The 25,586-nt window shown below is 68.8% G+C and carries 25 protein-coding genes; 20 read left to right on the forward strand and 5 right to left on the reverse strand.

Annotation, left to right across the window (positions count from 1 at the left end; translation table 11 throughout):
- Positions 1 to 56: 56 nt before the first annotated feature.
- The 16 genes from OO71_RS34140 (at position 57) to OO71_RS34210 (ending at position 16,877) form a co-directional block, all read left to right on the forward strand.
- Complete coding sequence (locus tag OO71_RS34140; protein WP_033294111.1) at positions 57 to 1,229, forward strand: LLM class flavin-dependent oxidoreductase; 1,173 nt, start codon at positions 57 to 59, stop codon at positions 1,227 to 1,229.
- 24 nt (positions 1,230 to 1,253) lie between these two features.
- Positions 1,254 to 1,652, forward strand: coding sequence for a RidA family protein (locus tag OO71_RS34145; RefSeq protein WP_033294112.1), 399 nt, complete (start codon positions 1,254 to 1,256; stop codon positions 1,650 to 1,652).
- 1 nt (position 1,653) lies between these two features.
- Positions 1,654 to 2,496, forward strand: coding sequence for an amidohydrolase family protein (locus tag OO71_RS34150; RefSeq protein WP_033294113.1), 843 nt, complete (start codon positions 1,654 to 1,656; stop codon positions 2,494 to 2,496).
- A 15-nt stretch (positions 2,497 to 2,511) separates the two neighbouring features.
- A complete protein-coding gene (locus tag OO71_RS34155; protein ID WP_033294114.1) occupies positions 2,512 to 2,907 on the forward strand; it encodes a RidA family protein in 396 nt (131 codons plus the stop codon).
- 15 nt (positions 2,908 to 2,922) lie between these two features.
- A complete protein-coding gene (locus tag OO71_RS34160; protein WP_033294115.1) occupies positions 2,923 to 4,287 on the forward strand; it encodes an ammonium transporter in 1,365 nt (454 codons plus the stop codon).
- 28 nt (positions 4,288 to 4,315) lie between these two features.
- The gene (locus OO71_RS34165) at positions 4,316 to 5,386 is read left to right on the forward strand and encodes an LLM class flavin-dependent oxidoreductase (RefSeq protein ID WP_033294116.1); all 1,071 of its coding nucleotides are present in this window, start codon (positions 4,316 to 4,318) and stop codon (positions 5,384 to 5,386) included.
- A gap of 28 nt (positions 5,387 to 5,414) precedes the next feature.
- Positions 5,415 to 6,911 (forward strand): aldehyde dehydrogenase family protein, encoded by a 1,497-nt coding sequence (locus tag OO71_RS34170; protein ID WP_033294117.1) that lies wholly within the window; start codon positions 5,415 to 5,417, stop codon positions 6,909 to 6,911.
- Positions 6,911 to 8,425, forward strand: coding sequence for a GMC family oxidoreductase (locus tag OO71_RS34175; RefSeq protein WP_033294118.1), 1,515 nt, complete (start codon positions 6,911 to 6,913; stop codon positions 8,423 to 8,425). The genes OO71_RS34170 and OO71_RS34175 overlap by 1 nt, the downstream gene beginning before the upstream one ends.
- Complete coding sequence (locus OO71_RS34180; protein WP_051792576.1) at positions 8,425 to 10,812, forward strand: ATP-binding protein; 2,388 nt, start codon at positions 8,425 to 8,427, stop codon at positions 10,810 to 10,812. Before OO71_RS34175 ends, OO71_RS34180 begins: the two co-directional genes overlap by 1 nt.
- Before the next feature lie 98 nt (positions 10,813 to 10,910).
- Complete coding sequence (locus OO71_RS34185) at positions 10,911 to 12,053, forward strand: LLM class flavin-dependent oxidoreductase (protein WP_051792577.1); 1,143 nt, start codon at positions 10,911 to 10,913, stop codon at positions 12,051 to 12,053.
- 19 nt (positions 12,054 to 12,072) lie between these two features.
- On the forward strand, positions 12,073 to 12,573 hold the full coding sequence (locus tag OO71_RS34190) for a flavin reductase family protein (RefSeq protein WP_033294119.1): 501 nt from the start codon (positions 12,073 to 12,075) through the stop codon (positions 12,571 to 12,573).
- A complete protein-coding gene (locus OO71_RS34195) occupies positions 12,570 to 13,289 on the forward strand; it encodes a TetR-type transcription factor C-terminal domain-containing protein (protein WP_211260743.1) in 720 nt (239 codons plus the stop codon). Before OO71_RS34190 ends, OO71_RS34195 begins: the two co-directional genes overlap by 4 nt.
- Positions 13,290 to 13,369: 80 nt before the next feature.
- Positions 13,370 to 14,818, forward strand: a complete 1,449-nt coding sequence (locus OO71_RS34200) for an aldehyde dehydrogenase family protein (protein WP_033294120.1) — start codon at positions 13,370 to 13,372, stop codon at positions 14,816 to 14,818.
- Positions 14,815 to 15,477 (forward strand): acyl-CoA dehydrogenase family protein, encoded by a 663-nt coding sequence (locus OO71_RS52570; protein ID WP_245633871.1) that lies wholly within the window; start codon positions 14,815 to 14,817, stop codon positions 15,475 to 15,477. Before OO71_RS34200 ends, OO71_RS52570 begins: the two co-directional genes overlap by 4 nt.
- Positions 15,478 to 15,495: 18 nt before the next feature.
- A complete protein-coding gene (locus OO71_RS53005) occupies positions 15,496 to 15,894 on the forward strand; it encodes an acyl-CoA dehydrogenase family protein (protein WP_281178500.1) in 399 nt (132 codons plus the stop codon).
- On the forward strand, positions 15,894 to 16,877 hold the full coding sequence (locus OO71_RS34210; protein ID WP_033294121.1) for an acyl-CoA dehydrogenase family protein: 984 nt from the start codon (positions 15,894 to 15,896) through the stop codon (positions 16,875 to 16,877). The genes OO71_RS53005 and OO71_RS34210 overlap by 1 nt, the downstream gene beginning before the upstream one ends.
- 2 nt (positions 16,878 to 16,879) lie before the next feature.
- On the opposite strand, the gene OO71_RS34215 is transcribed toward OO71_RS34210, so the two are convergent.
- Positions 16,880 to 18,286, reverse strand: coding sequence for an MFS transporter (locus OO71_RS34215; RefSeq protein ID WP_051792578.1), 1,407 nt, complete (start codon positions 18,284 to 18,286; stop codon positions 16,880 to 16,882).
- Positions 18,287 to 18,364: 78 nt separating this feature from the next.
- Between OO71_RS34215 and OO71_RS34220 the strand changes: the two genes are divergently transcribed.
- Positions 18,365 to 18,997, forward strand: coding sequence for a TetR/AcrR family transcriptional regulator (locus tag OO71_RS34220; RefSeq protein WP_033294122.1), 633 nt, complete (start codon positions 18,365 to 18,367; stop codon positions 18,995 to 18,997).
- A gap of 2 nt (positions 18,998 to 18,999) precedes the next feature.
- Here the strand turns inward: OO71_RS34220 and OO71_RS34225 are convergent, their stop codons facing one another.
- Positions 19,000 to 19,518: a hypothetical protein gene (locus OO71_RS34225; RefSeq protein ID WP_156096692.1), complete on the reverse strand. Its 519-nt coding sequence runs from the start codon at positions 19,516 to 19,518 to the stop codon at positions 19,000 to 19,002.
- A 113-nt stretch (positions 19,519 to 19,631) separates the two neighbouring features.
- The gene (locus tag OO71_RS34230) at positions 19,632 to 19,970 is read right to left on the reverse strand and encodes a winged helix-turn-helix transcriptional regulator (protein ID WP_033294124.1); all 339 of its coding nucleotides are present in this window, start codon (positions 19,968 to 19,970) and stop codon (positions 19,632 to 19,634) included.
- 118 nt (positions 19,971 to 20,088) lie between these two features.
- Here OO71_RS34230 and OO71_RS34235 point away from each other — a divergent pair, with 118 nt between their 5' ends.
- The 3 genes from OO71_RS34235 to OO71_RS34245 all read left to right on the forward strand — a co-directional run bounded on the left by OO71_RS34235 (position 20,089) and on the right by OO71_RS34245 (position 23,390).
- Positions 20,089 to 20,787: an alpha/beta hydrolase gene (locus OO71_RS34235; RefSeq protein WP_033294125.1), complete on the forward strand. Its 699-nt coding sequence runs from the start codon at positions 20,089 to 20,091 to the stop codon at positions 20,785 to 20,787.
- A 361-nt stretch (positions 20,788 to 21,148) separates the two neighbouring features.
- Entirely contained in the window at positions 21,149 to 22,843 is a 1,695-nt protein-coding gene (locus tag OO71_RS34240) for an ArnT family glycosyltransferase (RefSeq protein WP_033294126.1), read from the forward strand.
- A 247-nt stretch (positions 22,844 to 23,090) separates the two neighbouring features.
- On the forward strand, positions 23,091 to 23,390 hold the full coding sequence (locus tag OO71_RS34245; RefSeq protein WP_033294127.1) for a hypothetical protein: 300 nt from the start codon (positions 23,091 to 23,093) through the stop codon (positions 23,388 to 23,390).
- A gap of 35 nt (positions 23,391 to 23,425) precedes the next feature.
- Here the strand turns inward: OO71_RS34245 and OO71_RS34250 are convergent, their stop codons facing one another.
- Together OO71_RS34250 and OO71_RS34255 are read right to left on the reverse strand one after the other, a co-directional pair.
- Positions 23,426 to 24,850, reverse strand: a complete 1,425-nt coding sequence (locus OO71_RS34250) for an MFS transporter (RefSeq protein WP_051792579.1) — start codon at positions 24,848 to 24,850, stop codon at positions 23,426 to 23,428.
- Positions 24,851 to 25,061: 211 nt separating this feature from the next.
- Positions 25,062 to 25,559, reverse strand: coding sequence for a flavin reductase family protein (locus OO71_RS34255; protein WP_033294128.1), 498 nt, complete (start codon positions 25,557 to 25,559; stop codon positions 25,062 to 25,064).
- Positions 25,560 to 25,586 lie beyond the last annotated feature (27 nt).

The raw sequence follows: 25,586 nt of genomic DNA on the forward strand, positions 1-25,586 counted from the left end.
GAAGCGCCTGTCGACCTTAAGTACCAACTAGTCGGAATTATCAATCGGGAGTGAGCATGGAACTGGATCTGCTGTACGCGCTGACGAACCGCTCGGGGACCCAGGACTGGCACGACATCATGCAGGAGACGCGCCGGCACGCGGTGATGGCCGACGAGCTGGGGTACGACCGGATCTGGCTCGGCGAGCACCACTTCGACACCGACGGCAGCGACGCGAGCCCGAACCCCGTCCTGCTCGCCACCGACCTCGCCGCCCGGACCGAGCGGATCCGCCTCGGCATGGCCGCCGTTTCGCTCACGCTCTGGCATCCGCTGCGCCTCGCCGAGGACCTCGCGGTCCTCGACCACTTCAGCGAGGGCCGTCTCGACGTCGCGTTCGGCCGCGGCATCCTGCCGATCGAGGTGATGAACCTCAACCCGCAGGCGAGCCGCTGGAACGGCTCCGACACGAGCCGCGAGATCTTCGACGAGAACCTCGCGATCGTGCGCGGCATCTGGACCGAGGACCCGTTCCGCTGGCAGGGCAAGCGGTACACGTTCCCGGAGCCGGGCACGAAGTTCATCCACTCGCCGGGTGCGCCGATGCCGCAAGGCTGGGTCGGGGAAGACGACGAGCTGGTCGCGTTCGGCATGACGCCCAAGCCGTTCCAGAAGCCCACGCCGCCGCAGTTCGCCGTCACCGAGTCGATGACCGGGTTCGCGCACGCCGGGCGCAACGGGCTGCGGCCGATCACCTGGTACCCCACCGGCCGGGTGCTCAAGAACCTCTTCGAGACCTACCGCGCCCAGGCCGCCGCGGCGACCGGGCAGGCACCGGCGTTCGGCGAGGGCTGCGGCGTGCTGCGGCTGTGCTGCATCGCCGAGACCGACGAGGAAGCCCGCCGCATCGCCGAACCGGGGATCGTGGAGTTCTTCGAGTTCCTCTGCCGCGTGCGCGGCCTCGGCGTGTGGCTCGACGAGGGCGAGGACCCCGAAGACCCACGCTTCCGCGAGATGGACCCGTGGCAGCTGCTCATGGAGCGCGACCACCTGATGATCGGCTCGCCGGACAGCGTCCTCGAGCGGATGACCCGGATGACCAGGTCGCACGGCATCCGGAACTGGTTGCTGCAGATGGGTTTCCCGGGCATCCCGGCACCGGACGTCGATCGCTCCCTGCAGCTCTTCGCCCGCGAGGTGATGCCTGAACTCCGCAAGCTCGACAGCCCGCTCAGCGCCGCCAGCTGACCGCACCGACGAAAGGCGAAACCCGTGCCGCAGTACCTCAACCCCGACGACCTGCCCTACCCGCGTTACGGCATGACCCCTGGTGTCGCCACGCGCGATTTCGTCTTCGCCGGAGGAATGGCGCTCGACCTGGAAACCTTGCGCCGCAAGGACGAAGCCAAGACCATCCCGGACGAGACCAGGATCGCGCTCGACGAGGTCAAGGGTCTCCTCGAAGCCGCCGGCTGCAGCCTCCGTGACGTCGTGAAGACGACCTGCTACCTGGCCGACGACTCGTACCGCAAGGAGTTCTGGGAGGCCTACACCGAGGTGTTCGCCCCGGGCCCGTACCCGGCGCGCACCACGTTCGTGGCCGGCATCGCCGGGGACTGCCGGGTCGAGATCGACGCGATCGCCGCCCGCCCGCGCGCCGGGCAGGCCTGACATGCCCGATCGCCCGTTCGCCGACTGGCACACGCACGTCTACCTGCCGGAGCACACCGGTCCGGTGTGGACGGACCGCGGCGCCGAGCTCGTCGGGCGGCCTGCCTTCGGCCTCGCCGGTCTCGACGAGCACGCTCAGGCGATGGAGGCCGCCGGTGTCGACCGGTTCCTCGTGCTCGGCCTCCAGGTCGCCCGGATGGGGATGCACGTGCCGAACGACTACGTGGGCGAGTACTTCGAAGCGAACCGCGATCGGGCGATCGGTGTCGGCAGCGTCGATCCGACACAGCCGGGGGCGGCGGCGGAACTACGCCGCGCAGTCGAGACGCACGGACTGCAAGGCGTGAAGCTTTCCCCGCCGTACCAAGGGTTTCACCCACATTGCGCGGAAGCGTTCGAGGTGTACCGGACGGCGGCGGACCTCGGCATTTTCCTCATGTTCCACCAGGCCAGCGTGTTCGCGCCGGACGGCTGCAACGAGTTCGCGTACCCGATGCTGCTGGACAAGGTCGCGCGCGAGTTCCGCGGGACGAAGATCCTGCTCGCCCACTTCGGGAAACCGTGGCCGAACGAAGCGGTCGAGCTGATGATGAAGAACCCCAACGTGTACGCCGACGTGTCCACGCTCCCGGTCAAGACCTGGCAGCTGTACAACGGCCTGCGGCTCGCGATCGAAGGGCACGTGACCGACCGGCTCGTGTTCGGCTCGGATTTCCCGTCGTTCGACCCGCGCGAGGCAGCCGACCAGTTCCTCGCCATCGCGGACCTGGAAATGCCGCTCCCCATTCCCCGGGAAACCGTCGAGGACATTCTCTACCACCGGCCGTTCGACCTACTGCTCTGAAACGGAGGACATTTCGTGCCGACCTACCTGAATCCGCCGGAACTCGGCGACTACCGCCCGATGGGCCTGTCTTCCGGCACCGGCACCGAATCGCTGGTCTACGCCGCCGGGCTCGCCATGGACCCGGACACGATGCGCCGCCGCGCCGACGCCGTGACCATTGCCGACGAGGTCCGGATCTGCCTGGAGAACATCGGGCTGATCCTGCGGGACGCCGGGCTCGGCCGGTCCGACATCGTGAAGACCACCTGTTATCTGCGTGACGATGCATATCGAAGGGAATTCATCGAAGCTTATCGAGCCGCATTCGGCGAAGGCCCTTATCCGGCCCGCTGCACGTTCGTCCTCGGAATCGCGTCCGATCTGCGCGTGCAGATCGAGGCGGTCGCTGTCCGCCCGGAAGCAAGCTGAACCGGAGGAAATGCCATGTACGACAACCAAGTCTCGTTGAACGCGCAGGTGCCGACCGTTCTCTACATCGTCGGCCTGATCGCGATCATGCTTGCCGTCGGCGGCGTGTTCCTGTTCGACGCCGGCCTCAGCCGGGCGGGCAACGCCCTGCACACGATCGTCCAGAAACTCGTCGCGGCTTTCGTGGCGGCGGCGGGCATGTCCATTGCCGGGTTCGCGATCTGGGACACCCAGTTCAACCAGGCCTTCGGCGTGCCGAACCCGTTCGGCGAAGCGCTGAAGTCCTGGTGGCTCGGCGGTCCGGACATCAACACCCTGCCCCAGCACCTCGACCCGGCGACGGTCCCGGGCGCCGACTCCTTCCAGGCGTTCTTCGCCGTCTTCATCCTGTTCGCCGCGTTCTTCGCCGCACTGCTCGCGGGTGCGGTGATCGAGCGGGTCAAAACGGCCGGGCTGTCGGTGGTCACGCTGGTGTTCGGTGCGCTGGTGATCCCGTTCGCCGGTTACCTCGTCTACGGTTCGGTCGGCCCGCTGTCCAACTCCGGCACCCACGACTTCGGCGGCGCGTTCTTCTACCTGCTGCTCGGCTGCTGGGCCCTCGTGCTGGTGTGGCGGGCGAAGCCGCGGCCCGGCGTGTTCGGCGGCCGCGCGACCGAGCCGCCGGTGCCGCACAACCTGGTCCTCACCATCGGCGGCCTGTTCCTGTTCCTGGCCGGGCTGTGCGGGTACGCGCTGCTCAACGGGTACCTGGTCCCGGGTTCCGGTTATTTCGGGATCACGCTGAACGAAACCGGCATGGGCCTGATCGTCACCAACCTGATGATGGCGTTCACCTTCGCCGTGGTCGGCGGGCTGCTCGCGTGGAAGGTCGGCAAGAGCCCGTACTTCCTGCTGGTGTCGCCGGTCGCGGGCTGGATCGGGGTGTCCGCGCTGCTCGACGTCGCGAAGCCGTGGCAGGCCGGGCTCACCGCGTTCTTCGCGCCGCTGCTCGTCGTGGGCGGGTACAAGCTGATGAACCGCTGGAAGCTCGACGACGTCAAGGTCGTGCCGCTCACGCTCGGTCCCGGCATCTACAGCGTGCTGATGACCGCGGTGTTCACGTCCGGCGTGAAGCAGGGCGGCTACTTCGGCCTGACCGGGGACTACGCACCGCAGCACGCGTCGATCGGCATCGGGCACCAAGCCCTCGGGCTGCTCGTGTTCCTGGTGTTCGGCCTGGTCAGCGCGCTCGTCGTGGTGTTCGCCGTGGAGAAGACGATCGGCCTGCGCGACAAGCGGGTCGACCAGGGCATGGACAGCAGGCTCGACCACGCGGTGCTCGGCGAAACGGCCTATCCGGCACCGTCCGAAGCGGACCGGAAGGCCACCGCGCTCGCCTGATCCGGCTCAACAGAAAGGAAACCGTGCCATGGAGTTCGGCATCTTCATCCCGAGTGCCCGCAACGGGTACATCATGTCCGAGACCGCCCCGCAGTACTCGCCGACGTACGACCACATGCGCGAGATCATCACCACCGGCGAGGACAACGGCTTCTCGTTCGCGCTCTCGCTCTCGGCCCTGCGCGGCCACGGCGGGACGACCGGTTTCTGGGACGACGCACTGGAGTCGATGACCCAGATGGCCGCGCTCGCCCGGGACACCACCGCCATGAAGCTGGTCGGCTCGGTGAACATCCTCGCCATCCACCCGGCGATCGCAGCGCGGATGGCGATGACGATCGATTCGATCTCGGACGGCCGGTTCTCGCTCAACATCGTCCCCGGCGGCTGGCATCCGCGCGAGCTGGAGACCATGAAGGTCTGGCCGGGTTACGAGTACAACTCCTACCGCTGGCAGTACGCGGGCGAGTACTGCCAGGTCGTGCGCGAGCTGTGGGAGAACGGCGTCTCGAACTTCCATGGCGAGTACTTCCAGTACGAGGACCTGCGGATGGGCCCGAAACCGGGGCACCCGATGAACATCGTGTGCGCGGGCACGTCCGACGACGCGATCAAGTTCACCACCCGCTACGCCGACTACTCCTTCCGCCTGGCCTGGGGCGGGCAGGACGCGCTGCGCGAGGTCGTGAACCGCTTCAACTCGCAGATGGACGAAGCGGGCCGCACCATCCGCCCGTACGTCGCGCTCGGCGTCGTCATGGCCGACACCGACGAGGAGGCCGAGGCGAAGCTGCAGAACTACGTGGACCACGCCGACATGAAGGCCATCGAGTACATGATCGGCGGCGCGCTCACCGACTCCGCGGAGGGGGGCACGTCGGAGATCCTGGCCAGCATGGACCGCAAGGGTTCGGTGCAGATGTCGACGGACTTCATCACCGGGTCGCCGGAGAGCATCGCCCGGCAGCTCGACGAGTGGGCCGAGATCGACGTCGCGGGTTACATGCTGATCTTCCCCGACTACGTCGAGGACATCAAGCGGATGGGCCGTGAGGTGTTCCCGCTGATGAAGAACTTCACCGCGGCGCAACCCGCCTGATCCGCCACCCCGGGAAGGACGGAAAACCATGGCGACAACGACCGAAACGCTGCCTGATTCATTGCGGGCGAACGTCGAGAAGGCCCGCCGGATGCTCATCGGCGGGGACTGGACCGAGGCTGACTCGGGCCAGACGCTGCCGGTGTGCGATCCCTCGACCGGCCAGGTCGTGGTACCGGCTCCGGCGGGCGATGCGTCCGATGTGGACCGGGCGGTCGCGGCGGCCCGCACGGCGCTGACCGGACCGTGGCGGCTGATCACCCCGCAGGAACGCGGGAAACTGTTGTGGCGCTTGGCGGACCTGGTCGAAACGCATGCGGACGAGCTGGCCGCGCTCGAAGCGCTCGACGTCGGGATGCCGATCAACGAAGCCCGTTTCGTCGACGTTCCCTTCTCGGTGGACATCCTCCGGTACTACGCGGGCTGGCCGACGAAGATCACCGGCGACACCATCCCGGTCTCGTTCCCGGCGAACTTCGGCGGCCCGTACCACGCGTACACGCGGCGGGAGCCGGTCGGTGTGGTGGGTGCGATCGTGCCGTGGAACCTGCCGTTGATGATGGCGGTCAAGAAGCTCGCCCCGGCGCTCGCGACCGGCAACACCATCGTGGTCAAGCCTGCCGAGCAGACCCCGCTGTCGATCGCGCGGCTGGCCGAGCTGGTGCTCGAAGCCGGGATTCCCGAAGGCGTCTTCAACTACGTCAGCGGATACGGCGAAACGGCCGGAGCCGCGCTGGTCGAGCACCGCGGCGTCGACAAGATCACCTTCACCGGCTCGGTGGCCACCGGGAAGGCGATCGCCCGGGCCGCGACCGGCACGCTCAAGCGGGTTTCCCTGGAGCTGGGCGGGAAATCGCCGAACATCATCTTCGGCGACGCCGACCTGCCCGCCGCGATCGCGACCGCCGGACTGGCGATTTTCGCCTGCCAGGGCGAAAGCTGTATCGCCGGTTCGCGGCTGTACGCGCATCGCAGCGTGTACGACGACGTCGTGGCCGGGCTCGCCGACCGGGCGCGCTCGATCAAACTCGGCCCGGGCCTCGATCCGACCACCGAAATGGGGCCGATGATCTCGCCCGAGCATCGCGAGAAGGTACTGGGCTACCTGGGAATCGGGCGGTCCGAAGGTGCCGAGGTCGTGGCCGGGGGCGGACCCTGGGGCGAGCAGGGCTGGTTCGTGCAGCCGACGGTGCTCACGAACGTCGCCCGGGATTCCCGGATCGCGCGCGAGGAAATCTTCGGCCCGGTGCTGTCGGTGGTGCCGTTCGACTCCGACGAGGAGGTGCTGGACCTGGCCAACGACAGCGATTTCGGCCTGGGTGCCGGAGTGTGGACGCGTGATGTCGGGCGGGCGCACCAGGTCGCCGCGGCGCTGCAGTCCGGGCAGGTCTGGGTGAACTGCTACCAGGCGGTCGACGCCGCGCTGCCGTTCGGTGGGTACAAGCAGTCCGGCTGGGGCCGCGAGACCTGCAAGGAGAATCTCGACGAGTACCTGGAGCTCAAGACGGTCGTGGTCGGGCTCTGATGGCAACCTATGACTACGTGGTAGCCGGCGGCGGGACGGCGGGCTGTGTGCTCGCCGCCCGGCTGTCGGAGAATCCGGACGTCTCGGTGCTGCTGCTGGAAGCCGGTGGCGACGAGCGGCGGCCGGACGTCGAGGACCCTGGCGCGTGGCCGGTGTTGCTCGGCGGCGACGCGGACTGGGGCTGGGAAACCACGCCGCAAGCCGGCACCGGCAGGGCGATCCCGGCCCCGCGTGGCCGGGTGCTCGGCGGATGCGGGTCGATCAACGTGATGGCGCACCTGCGCGGCTACCGCGGTGACTTCGACCGCTGGGCCGCCGCGGGGGCGACCGGCTGGGATTACGCCGGGGTCCTGCCGTATTTCCGGCGTTCCGAGGACGTCCCCGGCGGCGATCCGGCGTACCGCGGGCGCGGCGGCCCACTGCGGCCGCGGCCGATCGCGAAACCGCATCCGCTCAGCGAGGCACACGTCGACGCCGCGCGGCGGGCCGGGCACCGGGTGGCCGCCGACCTCAACGACGGCGAACTGCTCGGCGCGGGCCTTCACGATCTGCTGATTCGGGACGGGCGAAGGGAAAGCGCGGCGACGGCGTACCTGCGTCCGGCGATGGACCGGCCCAACCTGACCGTCCGGCAGGGAGCGGAGGTGCACCTGCTGGCGGTGAAGGACGGCCGGTGCCTCGGCGTCGAGTACGTCGTGGCCGGTACCCAGGAATGGGCGGCGGCGGGGAGCGAGGTGCTGCTGTGTGCCGGTGCGGTGGCGTCGCCGCGGCTGCTGATGCTGTCCGGCATCGGACCCGCGGACGAATTGGCCGCGCTGGGTATCCGGGTCACCGCGGATCTCCCCGGTGTCGGCCGGAACCTGCAGGACCACGTGCTGCTGGCCGGGATCCGGGTGGAGGCCGAGCGGCCGCTCCCGCCGCCGGGCGGGAACTACGCCGAGGCGACCCTGTTCGCCAAGACCGATGCCGCGCAGGACGGGCCGGAACTGCAGATCGTGCAGGTCCAGGTCGACTACCACCTGCCGTGGCAGGCCCCGGCGGACAACAGTTTCACGTTCGGCGTCGGGCACATGCGCCCGCGTAGCCGGGGCACGATCCGGCTCGATCCGGCCGGCGCGCCGCTGATCGACCCGGGGTACCTCACCGAGGAATACGACCTGGACCAGCTGATCGCCGGGATCGAGGAGGTGGACCGGCTGGTCAGCACCGGCGCGTTCGCCGAATGGGGCGGCAAGTCGCAGACCGGCTTGCTGCTGCAGATGGACCGGGCCGAGCTGGAACGGACAGTGCACGACGCAGTCAGCAGTTTCTTCCACCTGTCCGGCACCTGCCGGATGGGTGCCGACGGAAATGCGGTGGTCGATCCGGCACTGCGCGTGCACGGGGTGGAACGGCTTCGGGTGGTGGACGCTTCGGTGATGCCGGAACCCGTGTCCAGCAACCCCAATGCGGCCACGGTGATGATCGCCGAGAAGGCCGCGGATCTGGTCCTCGGGCGGGCAGAACCGCGGTGATGACCGGCCCGTACCTGATGTCCGATCCTGCTCCGGTGATTCCGCGGCACGCCATCGCCCCGCGGCGGGTTCTGGGGCACACTACCGGGATGGTCCGGCCGCCGACAGGGGATGCAGACGCCGCCGACGAGCCAGGGGCGCTGCCGCTGGAGCTCACCCGGTTCATCGGGCGGCGGCGGGACCTCGCGCTCGCCCGGCATGCGCTGGAACGGTCCCGGCTCGTCACGCTCACCGGCACCGGCGGGGTCGGCAAGACCCGGCTGGCGTTCCAGCTCGCCCGCGAGGTCGCGCGGGCGTTCGCCGACGGCGTGCACGTCGTCGCCCTCGCCGACGTCCAGGACCCGGCGCTGCTCGGGCACACCGTGAACACGGCAGTCGGGATCCGCGAGACGTCGGCGCAGTGGCAGCTGGAGACCTTGGTCGAGCATTTGCGCGACCGGCAGGTGCTGCTGGTGCTGGACAACTGCGAGCACCTGGTGGCGGCCACCGCCACGCTCGCCGACGCGCTGCTTCGCGCATGCAGCAAACTCACCGTGCTGGCGACCAGCCGGGAGGCGCTGAACATCGCCGGCGAGGCGGTCGTGCCGGTGCCCCCGTTGTCGACGCCGGACCCGGATCAGGAGCTCACCGAGGCGACGGTCGCGCAGAGCGAAGCGGTGACGCTGTTCGCCGACCGGGCCGCTGCGGCGATCCCCGGATTCGAGGTGACCGCGGCAAACCGGCGGGCAGTCGTGGAACTGTGCCGTCTGCTCGACGGCATCCCGCTGGCGATCGAGCTGGCCGCGGTGCGGCTGCGGGTCTTGCCGCTGCCGGAGCTGCTCTCCCGGATGGGGAACCGGTACCGGCTGCTGACCCAGGGCAGCCGCACCGCCCCGGCGCGGCACCAGACGCTGCGCGCGTCGATCGACTGGACCTACGACCTGTGCACCCCGGCCGAACGGCTGCTCTGGAGCCGCCTCGCGGTTTTCTCCGGCGGGTTCGGCCTCGATGCCGCCGAAGCGGTCGCATCCGGCGGCGAGATCGAGCCCGCGGAGGTGCTGGACCTGGTCGCGGCGCTGGTCGACAAGTCCATTCTGACCAGGGTCGCGGATGCGCGCGAGCCGCGGTACCAGATGCTGGAGACGATCCGGCAGTACGGGACCGAGCGGCAGGCCGGTTCGGCGGAGCTGAGCCGCGCGCATCGGGAGTGGTTCGTGACGCTCGCCGAGCACGCGGACGCCGACTGGTCCGGCCCGCGGCAGGCGGAGTGGCTGGAGCGGCTCCGATGGGAGCACGCGAACCTCCGGGCCGCCCTGAACTCGTCGCTCGCCGACGACGCCCAGAGCGGATTGCGGCTGGCGTGGTCGATCGAAAACTATTGGCTGGCAAGGGGTTTCCTCAGTGAAGCCCGGCACTGGCTGAACCAGCTGCTCGCCGCCGCGCCCGAACCGACGGTGGACCGCGGCCGCGCGCTGCGGCTCGCCGCCTGGCTGGCCATCCTGCAGGGCGACCACCACGTGGTACCCCCGTTGCTGGAGGAGGCCGAGCGGATCGCGGACCCGCTGCTGGCCGTGTTCGTCGCGCAGACCTGGGGTCTGCTCGCGTTGTTCAGCGGTGACCTGGAATTCGCCATCGAGCGGCTGGAGGATTCCGTCGCCGCGTTCGCCGCGCGGGGACACCGCACCGGCGAGATCCACTCGATGTTCGAAGCCGGGCTGGCGCTGAGCCTGGCGGGGGAGAGCGAGCGGGCCTCGGCGTGGCACCTCCGGTGCCAGGAGGTCGCGACGCCGATCGGCGAGGCGTGGTGGCGGTCGTTTTCGTTGTGGGCCTTCGGGGTGGAGAAATGGCGGCAGGGCGACAACGTCGCGGCGGCCGAGCTGGAACGCGAGAGCCTGCGGCTGAAGCGCCCATTGGAGGACCAGCTGGGCCACTCGGTGTGCCTGGAAGCGATGTCGTGGATTGCGGCGTCCGACGGCGATGCCGAACGCGCCGCCCGGTTGCTCGGTGCGGCGGATGCGTTGCTGCGCAAGGTCGGACTGGCGCTGGAGGGCATTCCGCGGATGTGGGTGTACCACCTGAAGGGCGAAGGTGACGCTCGCCGCCGGGCGACCGAAGGCGGGTTCCGTACCGCGTACGCGTCCGGGGCGGCGATGCCGGTGGAGGCGGCGGTCGCGTACGCGCTGGGGGAGGCCGTGGCGGCGCCGGTGGCGGAACCGGCGCGGGAACCGTTGTCCCGCCGGGAACAAGAGGTGAGCGAGCTGGTGGCGAAGGGGATGACGAACCGGGAGATCGCCTCGGTACTGGTGATTTCGGTGCGGACCGCGGAGAAACACGTGGACAACATCCTGGCCAAGCTGGGACTGGCCAACCGGACGCAGCTCGCCGCGCACGTCGCCGGGCGGGCCTGAGCCGTATTCATACCGACCAGTCTGAATGATTGACGGACCGGCAGCTCGCTGCCTATGGTAGTACATACCAACTAGTCGGAACTTAGAGCGGAGCGGACATGCACACGGGACTGACGCTGGTCTTCCAGAACCTGGAGCGGCAACGGGCCGACGGGGACGTCTACGCGCACGAGCTGGGCTACGCGGCGAGGGCCGAGACGCTGGGGTTCGACTCCGTGTGGACGCCGGAGCACCATTTCACCGACTACCAGCTCACCCCGAACGTGCCGCAGTTCCTGTCCTGGGTGGCGGGGCAGACGAGCCGGGTGCGGCTCGGCACGATGGTGTCGGTGCTGCCGTGGCACGACCCGATCCGGGTCGCGGAGAGCTTCACCATGCTCGACCACCTCTCCGGCGGCCGGTCGCTGCTCGGCATCGGCCGCGGGCTCGGCCGGGCCGAGTTCGAGGGCTTCCAGGTCGAGATGGGCCGGTCGCGGCGGCTGTTCACCGAGTACACCGAGGCGATCACGAGCGCGCTGGAGACCGGGGTGCTCGAGTACCAGGGCGACGTCTACGCGCAGCCGCGGGTGGACATCCGGCCGGAACCGCACAGCTCGTTCCGCGGCCGCACGTTCGCCTCGGCCGTGTCGCCGGAGTCGATCGACCTGATGGCCCGGCTCGGCATCGGCCTGATGGTGATCGCGCAGAAGCCGTGGGACACGGTGAAAACCGAACTGGCCACGTATCGCAAGCGGTTCTTCGAGATCAACGGCCACGAGGCGCCGAAACCGGTGGTGTGCGTGTTCGTCGGCGTGGCGCCGACCGAGCGGGAGGCGGAGCAGCTGCGAGACGTGTACCTGCAGCGTTATGCACTTTCGACGGTCGAGCACTACGAGTTCGACAACGTCGGCTTCGCGCAGATCGAGGGGTACGAGTACTACGCGGGCCTCAGCCGCAACATCGCCCGTCACGGCATCGACAAGTTCAGCAGCTTCCTCGCCGACCTCCAGGTGTGGGGCACGCCGGACCAGGTCGTCGAGAAGCTGCTCGGATACGTCGAATTCCTCGACGCGGGCGCCGTGCTGCTGGTCCCGGCGTACGGCGGGATGCCCCCGGAGGTCGCCGACGCCAACTTCGACCTCCTCACGCGCGAGGTGCTGCCCGCGCTCAAGGCACACGACGTCGGCGGCGACATCGGCGTGCGCTATGCGGAAGAACCGGTCCGGGACGAGGCGCAGGCGGGTCTCGGCTCGCCACGGTGAACGGGAAAAGGTGAGGGAAATGATCGAACCGGAGCTGTTCAAGGCAGTGATGGCGGCCGCCCCGGGGCCCGCCGCGGTGGTGACGGCGATCGGGGCCGACGGGATGCCGTGCGGGCTCACCGTGTCCGCGGTGTGTTCCGTTTCGCTCGACCCGCCGCTGGCGCTGGCCTGTCTCGGCCGCGAGTCGAACACGCTGGCCGCAGTGCTGGCCGGACGCGCGTTCACGATCAACTACCTGGCCGGCGGCCGGGAAGAGCTGGCCCTGCATTTCGCGACCAAGTCGGACCGCAAGTTCGATCGCGCGAGCTGGACCGCGCCCGCGGGCGGGACCGGCGGGCCGATCCTCGGCGAGGACGCGGCTGCGTATGTGGTGTGCCGGCTCGAGGAAACCGTCGAAGCGGGGGACCACGTCATCCTGGTCGGAGCGGTGACCGAAGGCGGCGTCGTCGAGGAGCAGCACGCGCTCGCGTACGCCCGGCGCGCGTTCTTCACCGGACGGCATCCGGAGCGGGTCGGATGAGTGTCCTGCTACAGTCTGAACGGTCGGTATCCCTGACGTCGGACGAGGAGTACGCGATGGCCGCCGCCCAGCGAACGGGAAAGCGCGGCGCCGCGCAGAGCCGCACCCGTGCTCCCCGCGATCCGGACGCCACCCGCAAGGCCCTCGTCGACGCTTCGCTGAAGCTGTTCGAACAGGACGGGTTCCATGCGACCTCGGTGCAGAAGATCGTCGACGAGGCGAGGCTCACCAAGGGCGCGTTCTACTACCACTTCGAAACCAAAGAAGACGTCCTGCACGAGATCCACGACCAGTTCATCGATTTCCAGCTCAAGCGGCTGAACGCGGTGCTCGCCGAGGGCGGCGAGCCGGACGAGGTGCTGCGCCGGATCATGACCGACGTGCTGATCGAGCCGATCAGCATCTACCGGGCCGAGATTTCCGTCTTCATGCAGGAGCGGCGGTTCCTGTCGGGCAAGACGTTCGCGTCCATCGGGCGCAAACGCGACGAGTTCGAGCAGCTCGTCACGGAGGTGGTCCGGAAGGGGATCGAGGCGGGCACGTTCAAAGCGGTCGCGCCGGCGCGGGTGCTGGCGTTCGCGGTGATCGGCGTGGCCGCGTGGGCGCACACCTGGCTCGACCCGCGCGGGGCGATGACGCCGCGGCAGATCGGCGACGCCTTCGGCGAGATCGTGGTCGACGGCCTGCGCGCGGGATCGCTGCCGGGAAAAGCCTGAGCGGCCTGCTCCCCGGGTACGCCGGGCACCTTGAAATACCAACTAGTCGGATTGCAGTATTCCGCAGATGAGGTCGAGAAATGAACGCACAGATCGAAGAGCACCCGCGGCACCTGATCGGCGGCGAGTGGCGCGCCGGATCGGGGACGGCGGCCCAGGACGTGTTCGACCCGGCCACCGGCGCACGGATCGCCGAGGTCGGGTTCGCGTCCGGGCCGGACGTCGACGACGCGGTTTCGGCTGCGGAACAGGCTTTCGGGCCCTGGTCGGCGCTTTCGCTCAACCGGCGGGTGCAGTACGTCCAGCGGATGAAGGCGCTGGTGCAACGGGACGCCGAGGAGCTGGCCCACACGGTCAGTCTCGACCAGGGCAAGACGCTGGACGAGGCGCGCGGCGAGGTCGGCAGGCTGGTCGAGGCGATCGACTGCGCGGCCGCGGCGCCGATGTTCTTCCAGTCGTCGAGTGCCACCATCGCAACGGGCCTCGACGCCCGGCACGTGCGGATCCCGGTCGGCGTGTGCGCGGCCGTCACGCCGTCGAACTTCCCGGTGATGAACCCGGCGCAGTTCACCGCGTGGTCGCTGGTGTGCGGTAACACGTTGGTGCTCAAGGTGTCCGAACAGGACCCGCTGGCGTCGACGCATCTCGTGCGGATCCTGCAGGAGGCCGGACTCCCCGCCGGGGTCCTGAATCTCGTGCACGGCAACGCGGACACGGTACTGCGGCTCGTGACGCACCCGGCGGTCGCGGCGGTTTCGTGTATCACGTCCACGCCGGTCGCCCGGGCGATTTACGTTGCCGCGGCGGCGGAAGGCAAGCGGGTGCAGGCGAACGGCGGCGCGAAAAACCCGATCGTCGTGGCGGACGACGCCGATCTGGAAGCTGCCGCAGCGGGCATCGTCGCGTCCGCGTACGGCATGGCCGGGCAGCGGTGTCTCGCGGGCACCCGGATCATTGCCCAGGACGGCGTGTACGCCGAGCTGCTGGACCGGGTCGTCGACCTGGCGTCCGGGCTGGTCGTCGGCAGCGGACGCGACGAGAAGACGACCATGGGCCCGGTGGTGAGCGCGGGGAGCAAGCAGCGGGTCGAGGAGTTCGTGACGTCGGCGGTCGACGGCGGCGCCCGCGCGGTGCTGGACGGCCGCGGCGTGCTTCCGGCCAGCGACGGGTATTTCGTCGGCCCGACGGTGCTGGTCGACATCGAGCCCGGCTCGGCGGCCGACTGCACCGAGGTGTTCGGCCCGGTCGTGAACGTGCACCGCGCCGGTTCGCTCGACGACGCGATCCGGATGGCCAACGACACCGAGTTCGGCAACGCGGCCACGATCTACACCCGCTCCGGGTCCACCGCGCGGGCCTTCGAGGAGGGCTCGACCGCGGGCAACGTGGGGATCAACGCCTTCCCGGCGCCGCCGATGAACATGACCATGGGCGGGCTCGGCACGTCGTTCTTCGGCGACACGCACATCTGCGGCGACGGCCCGCTGCACTTCTACACCGATCACAAGCTGGTGGTGTCCCGGTGGTGACCGGCGAGTTGCGGGCCGAGGTCCGTGCTTTTCTCGCCGAATACGGCGGTGCGCCACAGGTCGACTCCTGGCTCACCGGCTGGGACGAGGAATTCACCCGCGCGCTGGCCGCCAAGGGCTGGGTCGGGATGACCGTCCCGCCCGAATACGGCGGGCCCGGCCGCAGCCACCTGGAGCGGTTCGTGGTGACCGAAGAGCTTTTGGCCGCAGGTGCACCGGTGGCGGCGCATTGGATTGCCGACCGGCAGATCGTCCCGTCCCTGCTCAAATACGGTACTGAGGAACAGAAACAGCGCTATCTCCCGGCAATCGCGCGCGGCGAATGTTTCTTCGGGATCGGGATGAGCGAGCCGGACTCCGGGTCGGACCTGGCGAGCGTGCGGACGAAAGGAACTCGCGCGGACGCCGGGTGGCGGATCACCGGCACGAAGGTGTGGACGTCCGGCGCCCATCGCGCCGACGCGTTCATCTGCCTCGCCCGCACCAGCCCGCTGGACCCGGACCACCGGCACGCCGGGCTCAGCCAGTTCATCGTTGACCTGCGCTCGCCGGGCGTGGAAATCCGCCCGATCGTGTCGATGAACGGCGCACATCACTTCAACGAAGTAATCCTGGACGACGTGCTCGCCCCGGTCTTCGGCACGATCGGCGAGGGCTGAGCCCAGGTCACGTCGGAACTGGCCTACGAACGCAGTGGTCCGGAGCGGTTCCTCTCCACCTTCCCGCTCCTCGCCGAAGTCGCCGAACAAACGCGGCTCGGCGCCGTCCCACGGCAGGCGGACCTCGGCCGGTACGTCGCCCGGCTCGCCGGACTCCACGGGATGTCGCTGGCCGTCGCCGGCGCGCTGGAACGAGGCGAACCGGCCGGTACCGCGGCCGCATTGGGGAAACTCCTCGGCACCACGACCGAGGGCGACATCGCCGATTTCGCCGACCTGCTCACCGAACCGTCGTCGCCGCCGGAGCTCCGGCGGCTCGTGGCGGACGCCGTGGTCCAGCGGCCCGGGTTCACGCTGCGCGGCGGTACCAACGAGGTCCTGCGCGGGGTCGTCGCGCGGGGATTGGGGATGCGCTGATGTCCACAGTGGACCCATCGGTGACCGAGCTGATGACCTCGGTGTTCGCCGACTACCGCGCTGCGGTGCCCGACCCGGTGCCCGGCGACCCGGAGCTGTGGCGCACGCTCGGCGAGCTGGGTCTGGTCCGGCTGACCGGAAGCGAACAGCACGGCGGCAGCGGCGCAGGCTGGCCGGAAGCCGCCGAACTGCTGCGCGCCGCGGCCACGCACGGGGTACGGGTGCCACTCGCCGAACACGATCTCCTGGCCTGCTGGCTGCTCGAAGAAGCAGGCCTGACTCCGGACAATGCGCGGCGCACGATCTGCCTGCTCGGCGACGACGGAACCGCCGCCGGAGTGCCGTGGGTTGTGCAGTCCGAGCGCGTCGCCTTGGTGTTTCGCCGCGGCGGTACCTGGCAGGTCACGGATGCCGCGGTGCCCGACCTGGACGTCGAACCGGGAACGAACCTGGTGGGCGAACCGCGCGACCGGGTGTCGGCGGATACCGGGCGATTCCCCGGCGTGGCGGTGCCGGACGCCCTGATCTCCCGCCTGCTCCTGCGGGGCGCCCTGGTCCGCGGGGTGCAGGTTTCCGCCGTGCTGGACCGGATCGTCGAGTTGTGCGTGACCCATGCAAGTGACCGCACGCAGTTCGGCCGCCCGCTGTCGAAATTCCAAGCGGTGCAACATCTGGTCGTCGATGCCGCCGCCGAAGCTGCGTCGGCCCGCTCGGCCACCGAGGCGGCACTCGCCGATGGTACCGAGTTCCGCATTGCCGTGGCCCGCTCCTGCGCCGGGCACGCAGCGTCCATCGTGGTGCGAAACGCCCACCAGGTACACGGTGCAATCGGCACGACCCGCGAGCACCGGCTGCACGAGTCCACCACCGCCGCACTGGCGTGGCGCTCGGAATTCGGTTCCGTCCGGCAGTGGGACGAGCTGCTCACGGACCGCGCAACCCAGTCCGGCCGCCGCGGTCTGTGGCCCCTTGTGTGCTCCTGACCTCAGGCGGCAACCGACGTCCGCCCAGGGAGAAATGCCGTCAATGCCAACCCGGCCGCCAACAGCCCGGCCGCCCCCAGGAGCGCCCATCCCGTCGCCGCAGCGGATCCGTGGGGGAGGAGTCCGAAGTAGACGGTCCCGAACAACGCGATTCCCGTAGCCGTACCCAGCTGTACCGTCGTGTTCATCACCCCCGATCCCGATCCCGCCAGTTCCGGCGGAACCTGCGCCAGATAAGCCCCGAACAACGACCCCAGTGCAGCACCCATCCCCAGCCCGAACGCGATCGCGGGAACGAGCAGCGCCAAGGCGTTCAACCCGGTACCAAGCACCAACGCCAAAACCGCAATCGCGACCAGGCTGGCCAGCAGAATCCCGAGCGCAACTGCCGTGAGCACACGCCTAAGACGAGCGCCGAGCCGGAAAGCGAGCATGTTCCCGGCAACAACACCGATCGTCGCCGGCAGAAAGGTGAGCGCGGCTTGTAGCGGCGAGTACCCGAGAGCCTGCTGAAGATGCAGCGTGAGTACGAAGAACACCGCAATCGACGCGTTCACGATGAACAACACCGCCTGCGTGGCGAGTAGCCGCTTCGAGCGCAGCAGTTCCGGGGCGATCAAAGGCTCCCGCGAGGAAGAGCGCTGGGCAGCGAGGAAGAGCCCGAACAGCGGCGCACTCGCCACCATCACCGCGATCGTCCACCCCGGCCACCCCAGTTCGCGGCCCTGTACGAGCGGGAAGAACAGGGCCACCAGGGCAACGGTGAGCAGCAGGAGTCCTCGTACGTCGAAGCGATGGTGGGCGACCCGGTGGTCGCGGGGCATCGTGAGCAGGGCGCCGGCCACGGCGAGCACGCCGATGGGCACGTTCACCAGAAACACTGCGCGCCAGCCGGTTCCGAACACGTCGGCCTCGGTGAGCAGCCCGCCGAGGAGCGGCCCGGCCAGTCCGCCGAGCGGAAACGCGACGGCGTACAAGCCCATCGCCTTCGCCTGTTCGGCACCTTGGAACCGCGTGTGGATGAAGGAAAGCACCTGCGGGACCATGAGCCCGGAGCCGATTCCCTGCACCACCCGCGCCGCGATCAGCACCTCCGGGTTCCCCGCCAGCCCGGCACCCAGCGACGCGAGGGTGAACACCGTCATCCCGGCGAGGAACAGCCGGACGTAGCCGAACCGGTCACCGAGCCGCGCCCCGGTGATCAGCGTCAGCGCGAACCCGAGCGCGTAGCCCGCGGAAATCCACTGCAGCCCGGCATCCGCGGCACCGAGGTCCCGCTGGATGGTGGGGAGCGCGACGGTGACGATCTGGTTGTCGATCATGTCCACCAGCACCGCGAGGATCGCGACGCCCAGTGCCCACCAGCGGCGGTCGCCGGTCCGTGGTCGTCCGAGGGCAGTTTCACTCATACATCTGACTTTATCAAACAGATGGATGATAGAGCTAGGTGTACAGCTGACTGAGTTGCCGGAGGGTATGATCACGGCATGCCACCACGGAGCCCACGCCGCTCGCCCAAGGCGGGTGAGCGGCAGCGCGACCCCGAGCGCACGCAGGCGCTGATCCTCGACGCCGCCACCGCGGAATTCGCCGCACACGGCTACGCGGGCGCGCGGGTCAGCACCATCGCCAAGCGGGCCGGGGTGAACCAGCAGCTGATCTCGTACTACTTCGACGGCAAGGAAGGCCTCGCGAAGGCGATTTCCGACCGCTGGCGCAAGCGCGAGGACGAGCTGGTACCCGCGGACACGCCGCTTCCCGAGCAGGTCCGCCGCTACGCACTGGAGTCCCTGTCCAACCCCGCCGGCGTCCGGCTGCTGGCCTGGAGCGGCCTGGAGTACGACGGCCCGGACGGCGACCCCGACCAGGACGCCCGCGCCGAACGGCTCCGCGGCAACATCGACGGCCTCCGCGCCCTCCAGCAGGAAGGCCGGCTGCCGGAGGGAGTCGATCCGGCGGTTTTGGCCGTGATGCTGATGGGTGCGGCAATGGCCCCGGTCGTCCTGCCACACGTGGTGAAAGGCCTCTGCGGCGCCGACGCCACGTCGGAAGACTTCCTGCGCCCGTACGCCGACCAGCTGGCGGTGCTGGTCGAAGCACTCATCGAACCCGGTAAGTAGGTCTATTCGGATTTCAGCTCGAGAATCGCGGTACCGTCCGCAATATCCTTGACGGTCACGAGTTGTTTGATATACATCCCAACGATATCCGCAGGCTCTTTCGAACAGGACGTGACTTCCAGGCCGCTGGCATTGTTCCCGTAGAAAGCAGCCGTACAGCCGGTCTTGACGGTCGTGCTGAGACTGGGCCCGGCAGGGAGCGCCATGCTGACCTGAACGCCGTCAGCGCTCACCTTCTGCACGGTGAGCGGCCCGCCCTCGATCGGTGAATCGGACAACTTGATCGTGACCGGTTTCGACACCGTGATCTCGCAGTCACCGCCCATGCAGGCGTCGTAGTTCGTCCCGTCCGGTGCTTTCGGCCGCACTGAACTCGAGGATGTCGCTGCGCTGGTCGGGACAGCCTGCGATGGGATGGCGGTACCTCTGCCATCCACCTGCACGCTGCCACAGGCCGCCAATGCCCCTGCAGTCACGAGCGCCCCAGCAGCGGCCAGTCGGCGGATTGTCACGGTCGTCATCCCGGGATGATGGCATCACCGGCCAGGGACCGGTCCCGCGCGATCAGGCCTCAGCCGACGACTCGGGTGGGAGTTGCCGTCGGTGCAAGCTGGGCAGCCGATGACCCAGCGGCCTAGCGCTTGTCATACGCCATGCGGGCCGCGTCGATGTGCGGCAGGTGCGTGATGCTCCACTCGAGCAGCGGCGCAGTCGCCTCGCGGAGGGTATGGCCCATCGTGGTCAGCTCGTAGCTGACGTGTGGTGGCATGACGTTGCGGACTGTGCGCGTCAGGATCCCGTCGCGCTCGAGGTCGCGCAGTGTCACGGTGAGCATGCGCTGGCTGATGCCGTCGATGGCCCGCTTGAGCTCGGTGAAGCGGCGCGGCCCGTCCTTGAGCATGCGCACGATCAGCAGCGCCCATTTGTCCCCGACGATGCCGAGGACTTCGCGGGCCTGGCACGGGTCCTGCATGGTTACCTCCTGAGAACCGGGGCACCGGAAAGTGCCGTATTGCCCGGGGCGGGTCGCGGGGATGACGATGTTCCCGGTTACCAAAAGGTACCGAGGAACGAGGAGGAACCGACCGACCATGGCCACCTTTCTGCTGGTACACGGCGCCTGGCACAGCGGGCGGAGCTGGGACCGGGTGGTCCCGCTGCTGGAGTCGGCCGGGCACCGGGTGCTCGCGCCGTCGCTGACCGGCTACGGCGACAAGGCACACCTGCTGAGCCCCGGCGTCGGGCTCGGCACCCACCTCGACGACGTCGCCGGCCTGATCGAAGGCGAGCGTCTCGACGACGTCGTGCTCGTCGGGCACAGCTATGCCGGGATGGTCATCTCGGGAGTCGCCCACCGGGTCCCGAAGCGGATCGCGCATCTGGTGTTCCTCGACGCGATGGTCCCCGAAGACGGCGAAACCGCGGTCGATGTCCAGCCGATCACCAAACAGCTCGTCGACGCCGCCGTCGACGGCTGGCGGGTTCCGCCGATGCCCGAGCAGCCGCCGCCGCTCGGCTTGTTCGGGGTCACCGATCCCGGCGACGTCGCCTGGTTGCGCTCGATGCTGTCGGACCAGCCGGTGCGATGCCTTCAGGAGCCGGTCCGGCTGGGAAACCCGGCAGCGCGCACGATCCCGCGTACCCACATCCACTGCGCCGGGGGCCGGCCGGCGGGCATCACCCGGCGTCCCGTCCCGGCTGGCGAGCGGGTACGGGAACTGCCGACCGGCCACGACTGCATGATCACCATGCCCGCCGAACTCGCCGGGCTCCTGCTCGAGGCGGCCTAGTTTCCTGCCTTGAGAGAACCGTTCCCCTTGGCTGCGACCGGAGAACGGCAAGGTGGAGCCCTTCCCGGCCCGGAAGAATTCATTCGGTACAATGGGTGCGCATATCGCGGTCCCCATTGCCGGGGCGTTGTCTGGGTGGCTAGTCGGTTGCTGCAGTGGTGGGGGATGACGAAGTGAAGTGGAGTTCGCGAGCCGTGCCGGTCCGACGGCGGACGGCGGGCGCCTGTGGGCCGGCACGAGCACGATCGCAGGGAATGTGGGCGGCTGTGCGCGACATCGGGACGCGGCTGTCCCCGTGAGGAACCGTCCGGTTCCCCGGGCCTGACCTCCACGTCGGCGCACCTCCACCTACGGAGATTTCATGAACTTTGTCCTTGCCGTGTCCGGCCTGATCGTTCTCTGCCTGCTGGTGGGCGTGTTCTGGGCGAAAATCACCACGAATGGCTACCTGCGGGCCGGCGTGTTGATCGTCGTGCTGGGGCTGTCGCTGGTGCATCAGCTGATGTTCGGGACGGTTGCCGAGGACGCTTACATCAGTTTCCGATATTCGGAAAACCTCGCCGCGGGAAACGGGCTGGTATTCAATCCCGGAGAGCACGTCGAGGGCTACTCCAACTTCCTGTGGGTCATTCTGGTGGCCTTGCCCAAGGCCTGGTTCGGGGCCGACATCGTCACTACCGCGGCCGTTCTCGGCATCCTCTGCACCCTCGGCAGCGTGCTGGTGTCGTACTACCTGGCGAACAAGCTCGCCTCCCGGACCGGCCGGGAGTCCCCGGCGCTCGGCATCGTCGCCGCGGTGTTCACCGCGACCGCCAGCGGGCTCGCCGCCTACGGCCCCTCCGGTCTCGAGACGCCGCTCTTCCTGCTCCTGGTGCTGTCGGCGTTCCTCGCCCTGGCGCACCGGCACTGCGTCGTGGCCGGGCTGCTGAGCGGGCTGGCGGTCATGACCCGGCCGGACGGTCTCGTGGTGGCGGGGCTGGTGGGCGTGTGGCTGATCGCGGGAGCCGTCCGGGCCCGCACCTGGCGGGCGCTGGTCGGCTACGCGGTCGGAGTGCTGGTCTTGGTCGTTCCGTGGACGGTCTGGCGCGTCAGCTACTACGGGCATCTCCTCCCGAACGCGGTCGCCGCCAAATCCGGGGCGCCGTTGCGCTGGCAGCTGCACATGGGCTGGCACTATCTGGTCGACTTCGGCATTGCCCACCAGGGCTACCTATGGCTGGGCCTGGCAGCGGTGGTCTTGCTGATCGCTCACCGGAGGACCACATCCCGTGCGGACGCACCGGCGGTGGGTATCGGGTGGCTGATGCTGGCCGTCGCGGCTTGCTACGCGGTATTCGTCGGGGTGACCGGCGGGGACTGGATGCCGGCGTGGCGCATGCTCGCTCCGGTACCTCCGCTCATCGCGATCGCCGCCGTCGCCATCTTCGGCCTGTCCCGCCGATCTCCCGAGGCTGCCGCGGAGCCGCTTGCCCTGGTGAAGACGAGGTACCTGGCGGCCGGGGCGATCGCGCTGTGCACGGTGCCGCTGGTGGTGTCGCAATACTCGCCGAAAATGGTTCCGGCAATGCGCAGCTGGGCGCCGAAAATCGCGGAAAACGCCGAAATCGGCGACTGGGTCAAGCACACGCTTCCCCCGGGCACGACCATCGCCACCTTCGCCAACGGTGCCTTGTCGTATGAGGCGGGGATCGGCATCACCGTCATCGACGTCCTCGGCCTGACCGACGAGCACATCGCCCGGAACGGAATCCGCGATGTGAAGACGGTCGGGCTCGTCGGGCACATCGCGAGTGATTACCAGTACGTCACCAAGGTCAGAAAACCCGCCATCGCCCTCGACACCGGTGCCGCCTACCTCGCCCGGCAGGACTGCAGCACGCCCGACGCCTACGCCGACGACTACGACACCGCGACGTTCCGAAGAACCGGAACCGACGGCTGGGTCTCGGTTTATGTCCGCCGCGACCTGAAAAAGGACATCATCGCCCGGCTGAGCACCGACCCGCGTTACACGCTCACCGCGTGCGCGACAGACTCGACCCACGAGACCAACTGAGCACGGCACAGAGCCCGGACTGCCCGTGCGAGATCGGGGTGCCCATGCGCGCGGCTGGCACCGCCGACTCCCGCAGACCCCGGCCCGACCTGCTGGACCGCGCCGGAAACGTGGTCACTCCACCGCTTTCGGCGGCAGCCGTGCTGGTCAACGCCGGCTGCCCAGTGGTCATCGTGCCGATGCGGCCTGCTCCGGTTGCGCCGACGCAGTTTCCTGACCCCGGTGTGCAGCCAAGAGGAGGCCACTGATGCCCGCAACACTGAAGCTGACGCACAAAGCGATCGGAGTGGAGGTGCGCCGCGGCACGTATGAGGTCGACGGTGAGCTTGCCGGGTCCGTCGACATGAACGACACGATCGAGATGACTCTGGTGCCTGGCCGGCATACGGTGCGGCTCCGCAATGGCCGGAACTCGAGCCGGACGGAAACCTTCGACGCCGCCGACGGCGAGACGATCGCCTTTCGATGCACCGGTAAGAGGTTCCTGCCGCTCTTTCTCGCCTCGTTCGCGTTTCCCCGCCTGGCGATCAAACTCGTCCGAGAGTAGTGCGGCAGGGGTTTCCTGGGCCGATCGTCGCGCCGCTATGGCGTTGCCGGGGTCAGGCGTGCGGGGAAGCTCAGGCTCATGAGGAATGCAATGAGGCCGACTGCGCTGAGGACAAGGAACGCCGTCGCGAAGCCGATCCAGGCGGGCAGGGCTGTGCCGGGCAGGGTGAAGCTTGCGATGAGTCCGGCGCTGATCTGTGAGCCGAGTGCGCCGCCGACGGCTCGGGAGACGAGGGTGAGTGCGCTCGTGCTGGCGACGCGTTCGGCGGGGACGATCGCGGTGACGACGTTCATGGTCTGGGTCATGCCGATGCCGATGGTCAGCCCGATGGTCGCTGACGCCACTGCGATGGTCCAGGGAGCGTGTGGGGCGGCGAGCAGGATCAGTGCCCCGGTGAGCATGGCGGCGTTGGAGAAGGCGAGGACCCAGCGGGGTCCGATGAGGCGTTCCAGGCGTGCGGTGAGTGGTGCGGAGACGAGGCCCATGACGCCGAAGGGCAGGAGGTAGAGGCCGGTGAGGGTGGCGGTGCCGCCGAGTCCGTAGCCGGTGATCGAGGGGAGGGCGACGAGCATGGGGATGGCGATGAGTAGCGCGGTCGTCCCGAATCCGGCGACGAAGGCGACGGTGCACACCAGCAGCACGGGTTTGCGTCGCAGCAGGCTCAGTGCCACGAGGGGTTCGGGGGTGCGGATTTCGATGGTCGTGAACACGGCGAGTACGAGGATGCCGCTGCCAAGCAGGCCCAGCACGAGCGGTGCGGTCCAGCCGTGTCCGGCGGCCATGGTGATGCCGAGCAGCACGAGCGCGAGACCGGCCGCGAAGAGCACGGCGCCGCGCCAGTCGACCGGCCCGCGTCGTGCTGGCGGTGTCGAGGGGACGTAGCGCCAGGCGGCGGCGATGGCGACCAGCATGATCGCGAACGCGATCCAGTACAGCCAGGTGTAGGACAGCGATCTCAGGATCACGCCGATGAGCAGGAGTCCGGCGACGGTGCCGACCCCGCCTGCGGCGATCAGGAATCCGTTGCCCCGGCGGGCTTTTTCTGGTGGTTGGGTGTCGTTGAGGATTCCGACGGCCAGTGCGAGGTATCCGCCGCCTGCTCCTTGGAGGATCTGTCCGACGGTCAGCAGTATGACGTTCGGGGCGAGTGCGGGCAGGAGGGTGCCCAGTGCTGCGATGCTCATCGCGGCGAGTAGCAGGGGGCGTTTGTTGCGGATGTCGCCGAGGCGTCCGGTCAGTGGGGTCAGGATGGCGCTGGCGAGCATGACGCCGGTCAGGATCCACGCGATCGTCGGGGTGGAGGCGTGGACGGCCTGCTGGATCGCGGGTAGTGCGGGTGGCAGCCCGTTTTCCAGCATCATGAATCCGAAGAACATGGTGACGAGGGCGAACAGCGTGCCGTTCGCCGAGCCGCGGCGCCGGGCCGGGAGGTGGGTGGGCAGGGAAACCGGCGGGTTCATGGGGACCTCCTGGTTGTCACGCACGACCGGGACACGAGAGAAGAGCCCGGCCACAGGCAATACTTGATCACCTAAGCCTTGCAGGAATTGGCGCCGCTAAACCACTGGCGGAGACCGGCGGTCATCACCGGGAAGGATCATGCCCTCGATGACTGCGCTGATGGTCGTTTTGCCGCCACGAGAACCCCGGTGCAGAGGGACACCGGCCGAGTCACGGTGCAGCCGGATCCGCCGCGAGGTGGACGCCGAAACGACGGTTCTGGTACGTCATCGGGGCGTGCGCACCGGTCTCCGCGGCGGTGACCGTGCCGAGTGCGATCAGGTGATCACCCCCGTCGACGAGGCCGGTCAGCCGGCAGGCCAGCCAGCCCGCGGTGGCCGCCAGCCGGGGCAGTCCGTCCGATGGGTGCCAGGACACGCCGTCGAACTTCCCGGCACCCTTGCGGGCGAACGTGGTGGCGAGGCAGGACTGGGCATCCGCCAGTACGTTCACGCCGAACTGCCCGGTCTCCTGCACCCGGGCGAGCAGCTGCGATCTCCGGTCGAGCGAGACGAGCACCATCGGTGGCGACAGGGACAGCGACGTGAAGGCACTCACGGTCGTCCCGTGCGGGCCGGTGTGGTCCATTGTGGTCACGACGGTGACCGAAGTCGGTACCGTCGCCATGACTTCGGTGAATGCGGCGCGCACTCGATCGGATGTGGTCATGACATCTCCCTCGGGAATCGTGGAAAC

This window comes from Amycolatopsis jejuensis (assembly GCF_000717335.1).
In the GTDB taxonomy this organism is placed as follows: Bacteria; Actinomycetota; Actinomycetes; order Mycobacteriales; family Pseudonocardiaceae; genus Amycolatopsis; species Amycolatopsis jejuensis.

Bases quoted from the DNA above. Each gene is read 5' to 3' on its own strand.
- OO71_RS34200 (WP_033294120.1), top strand. From the start codon at position 13,370: ATGAACGCACAGATCGAAGAGCACCCGCGGCACCTGATCGGCGGCGAG.
- OO71_RS34215 (WP_051792578.1), bottom strand. From the start codon at position 18,286: ATGAGTGAAACTGCCCTCGGACGACCACGGACCGGCGACCGCCGCTGG.
- OO71_RS34165 (WP_033294116.1), top strand. From the start codon at position 4,316: ATGGAGTTCGGCATCTTCATCCCGAGTGCCCGCAACGGGTACATCATG.
- OO71_RS34220 (WP_033294122.1), top strand. From the start codon at position 18,365: ATGCCACCACGGAGCCCACGCCGCTCGCCCAAGGCGGGTGAGCGGCAG.
- OO71_RS34175 (WP_033294118.1), top strand. From the start codon at position 6,911: ATGGCAACCTATGACTACGTGGTAGCCGGCGGCGGGACGGCGGGCTGT.
- OO71_RS34210 (WP_033294121.1), top strand. From the start codon at position 15,894: ATGTCCACAGTGGACCCATCGGTGACCGAGCTGATGACCTCGGTGTTC.
- OO71_RS34160 (WP_033294115.1), top strand. From the start codon at position 2,923: ATGTACGACAACCAAGTCTCGTTGAACGCGCAGGTGCCGACCGTTCTC.
- OO71_RS34180 (WP_051792576.1), top strand. From the start codon at position 8,425: ATGACCGGCCCGTACCTGATGTCCGATCCTGCTCCGGTGATTCCGCGG.
- OO71_RS34240 (WP_033294126.1), top strand. From the start codon at position 21,149: ATGAACTTTGTCCTTGCCGTGTCCGGCCTGATCGTTCTCTGCCTGCTG.
- OO71_RS34190 (WP_033294119.1), top strand. From the start codon at position 12,073: ATGATCGAACCGGAGCTGTTCAAGGCAGTGATGGCGGCCGCCCCGGGG.
- OO71_RS34185 (WP_051792577.1), top strand. From the start codon at position 10,911: ATGCACACGGGACTGACGCTGGTCTTCCAGAACCTGGAGCGGCAACGG.
- OO71_RS34235 (WP_033294125.1), top strand. From the start codon at position 20,089: ATGGCCACCTTTCTGCTGGTACACGGCGCCTGGCACAGCGGGCGGAGC.
- OO71_RS34225 (WP_156096692.1), bottom strand. From the start codon at position 19,518: ATGACGACCGTGACAATCCGCCGACTGGCCGCTGCTGGGGCGCTCGTG.
- OO71_RS34170 (WP_033294117.1), top strand. From the start codon at position 5,415: ATGGCGACAACGACCGAAACGCTGCCTGATTCATTGCGGGCGAACGTC.
- OO71_RS34250 (WP_051792579.1), bottom strand. From the start codon at position 24,850: ATGAACCCGCCGGTTTCCCTGCCCACCCACCTCCCGGCCCGGCGCCGC.
- OO71_RS34230 (WP_033294124.1), bottom strand. From the start codon at position 19,970: ATGCAGGACCCGTGCCAGGCCCGCGAAGTCCTCGGCATCGTCGGGGAC.
- OO71_RS34140 (WP_033294111.1), top strand. From the start codon at position 57: ATGGAACTGGATCTGCTGTACGCGCTGACGAACCGCTCGGGGACCCAG.
- OO71_RS34195 (WP_211260743.1), top strand. From the start codon at position 12,570: ATGAGTGTCCTGCTACAGTCTGAACGGTCGGTATCCCTGACGTCGGAC.
- OO71_RS34150 (WP_033294113.1), top strand. From the start codon at position 1,654: ATGCCCGATCGCCCGTTCGCCGACTGGCACACGCACGTCTACCTGCCG.
- OO71_RS34245 (WP_033294127.1), top strand. From the start codon at position 23,091: ATGCCCGCAACACTGAAGCTGACGCACAAAGCGATCGGAGTGGAGGTG.
- OO71_RS34255 (WP_033294128.1), bottom strand. From the start codon at position 25,559: ATGACCACATCCGATCGAGTGCGCGCCGCATTCACCGAAGTCATGGCG.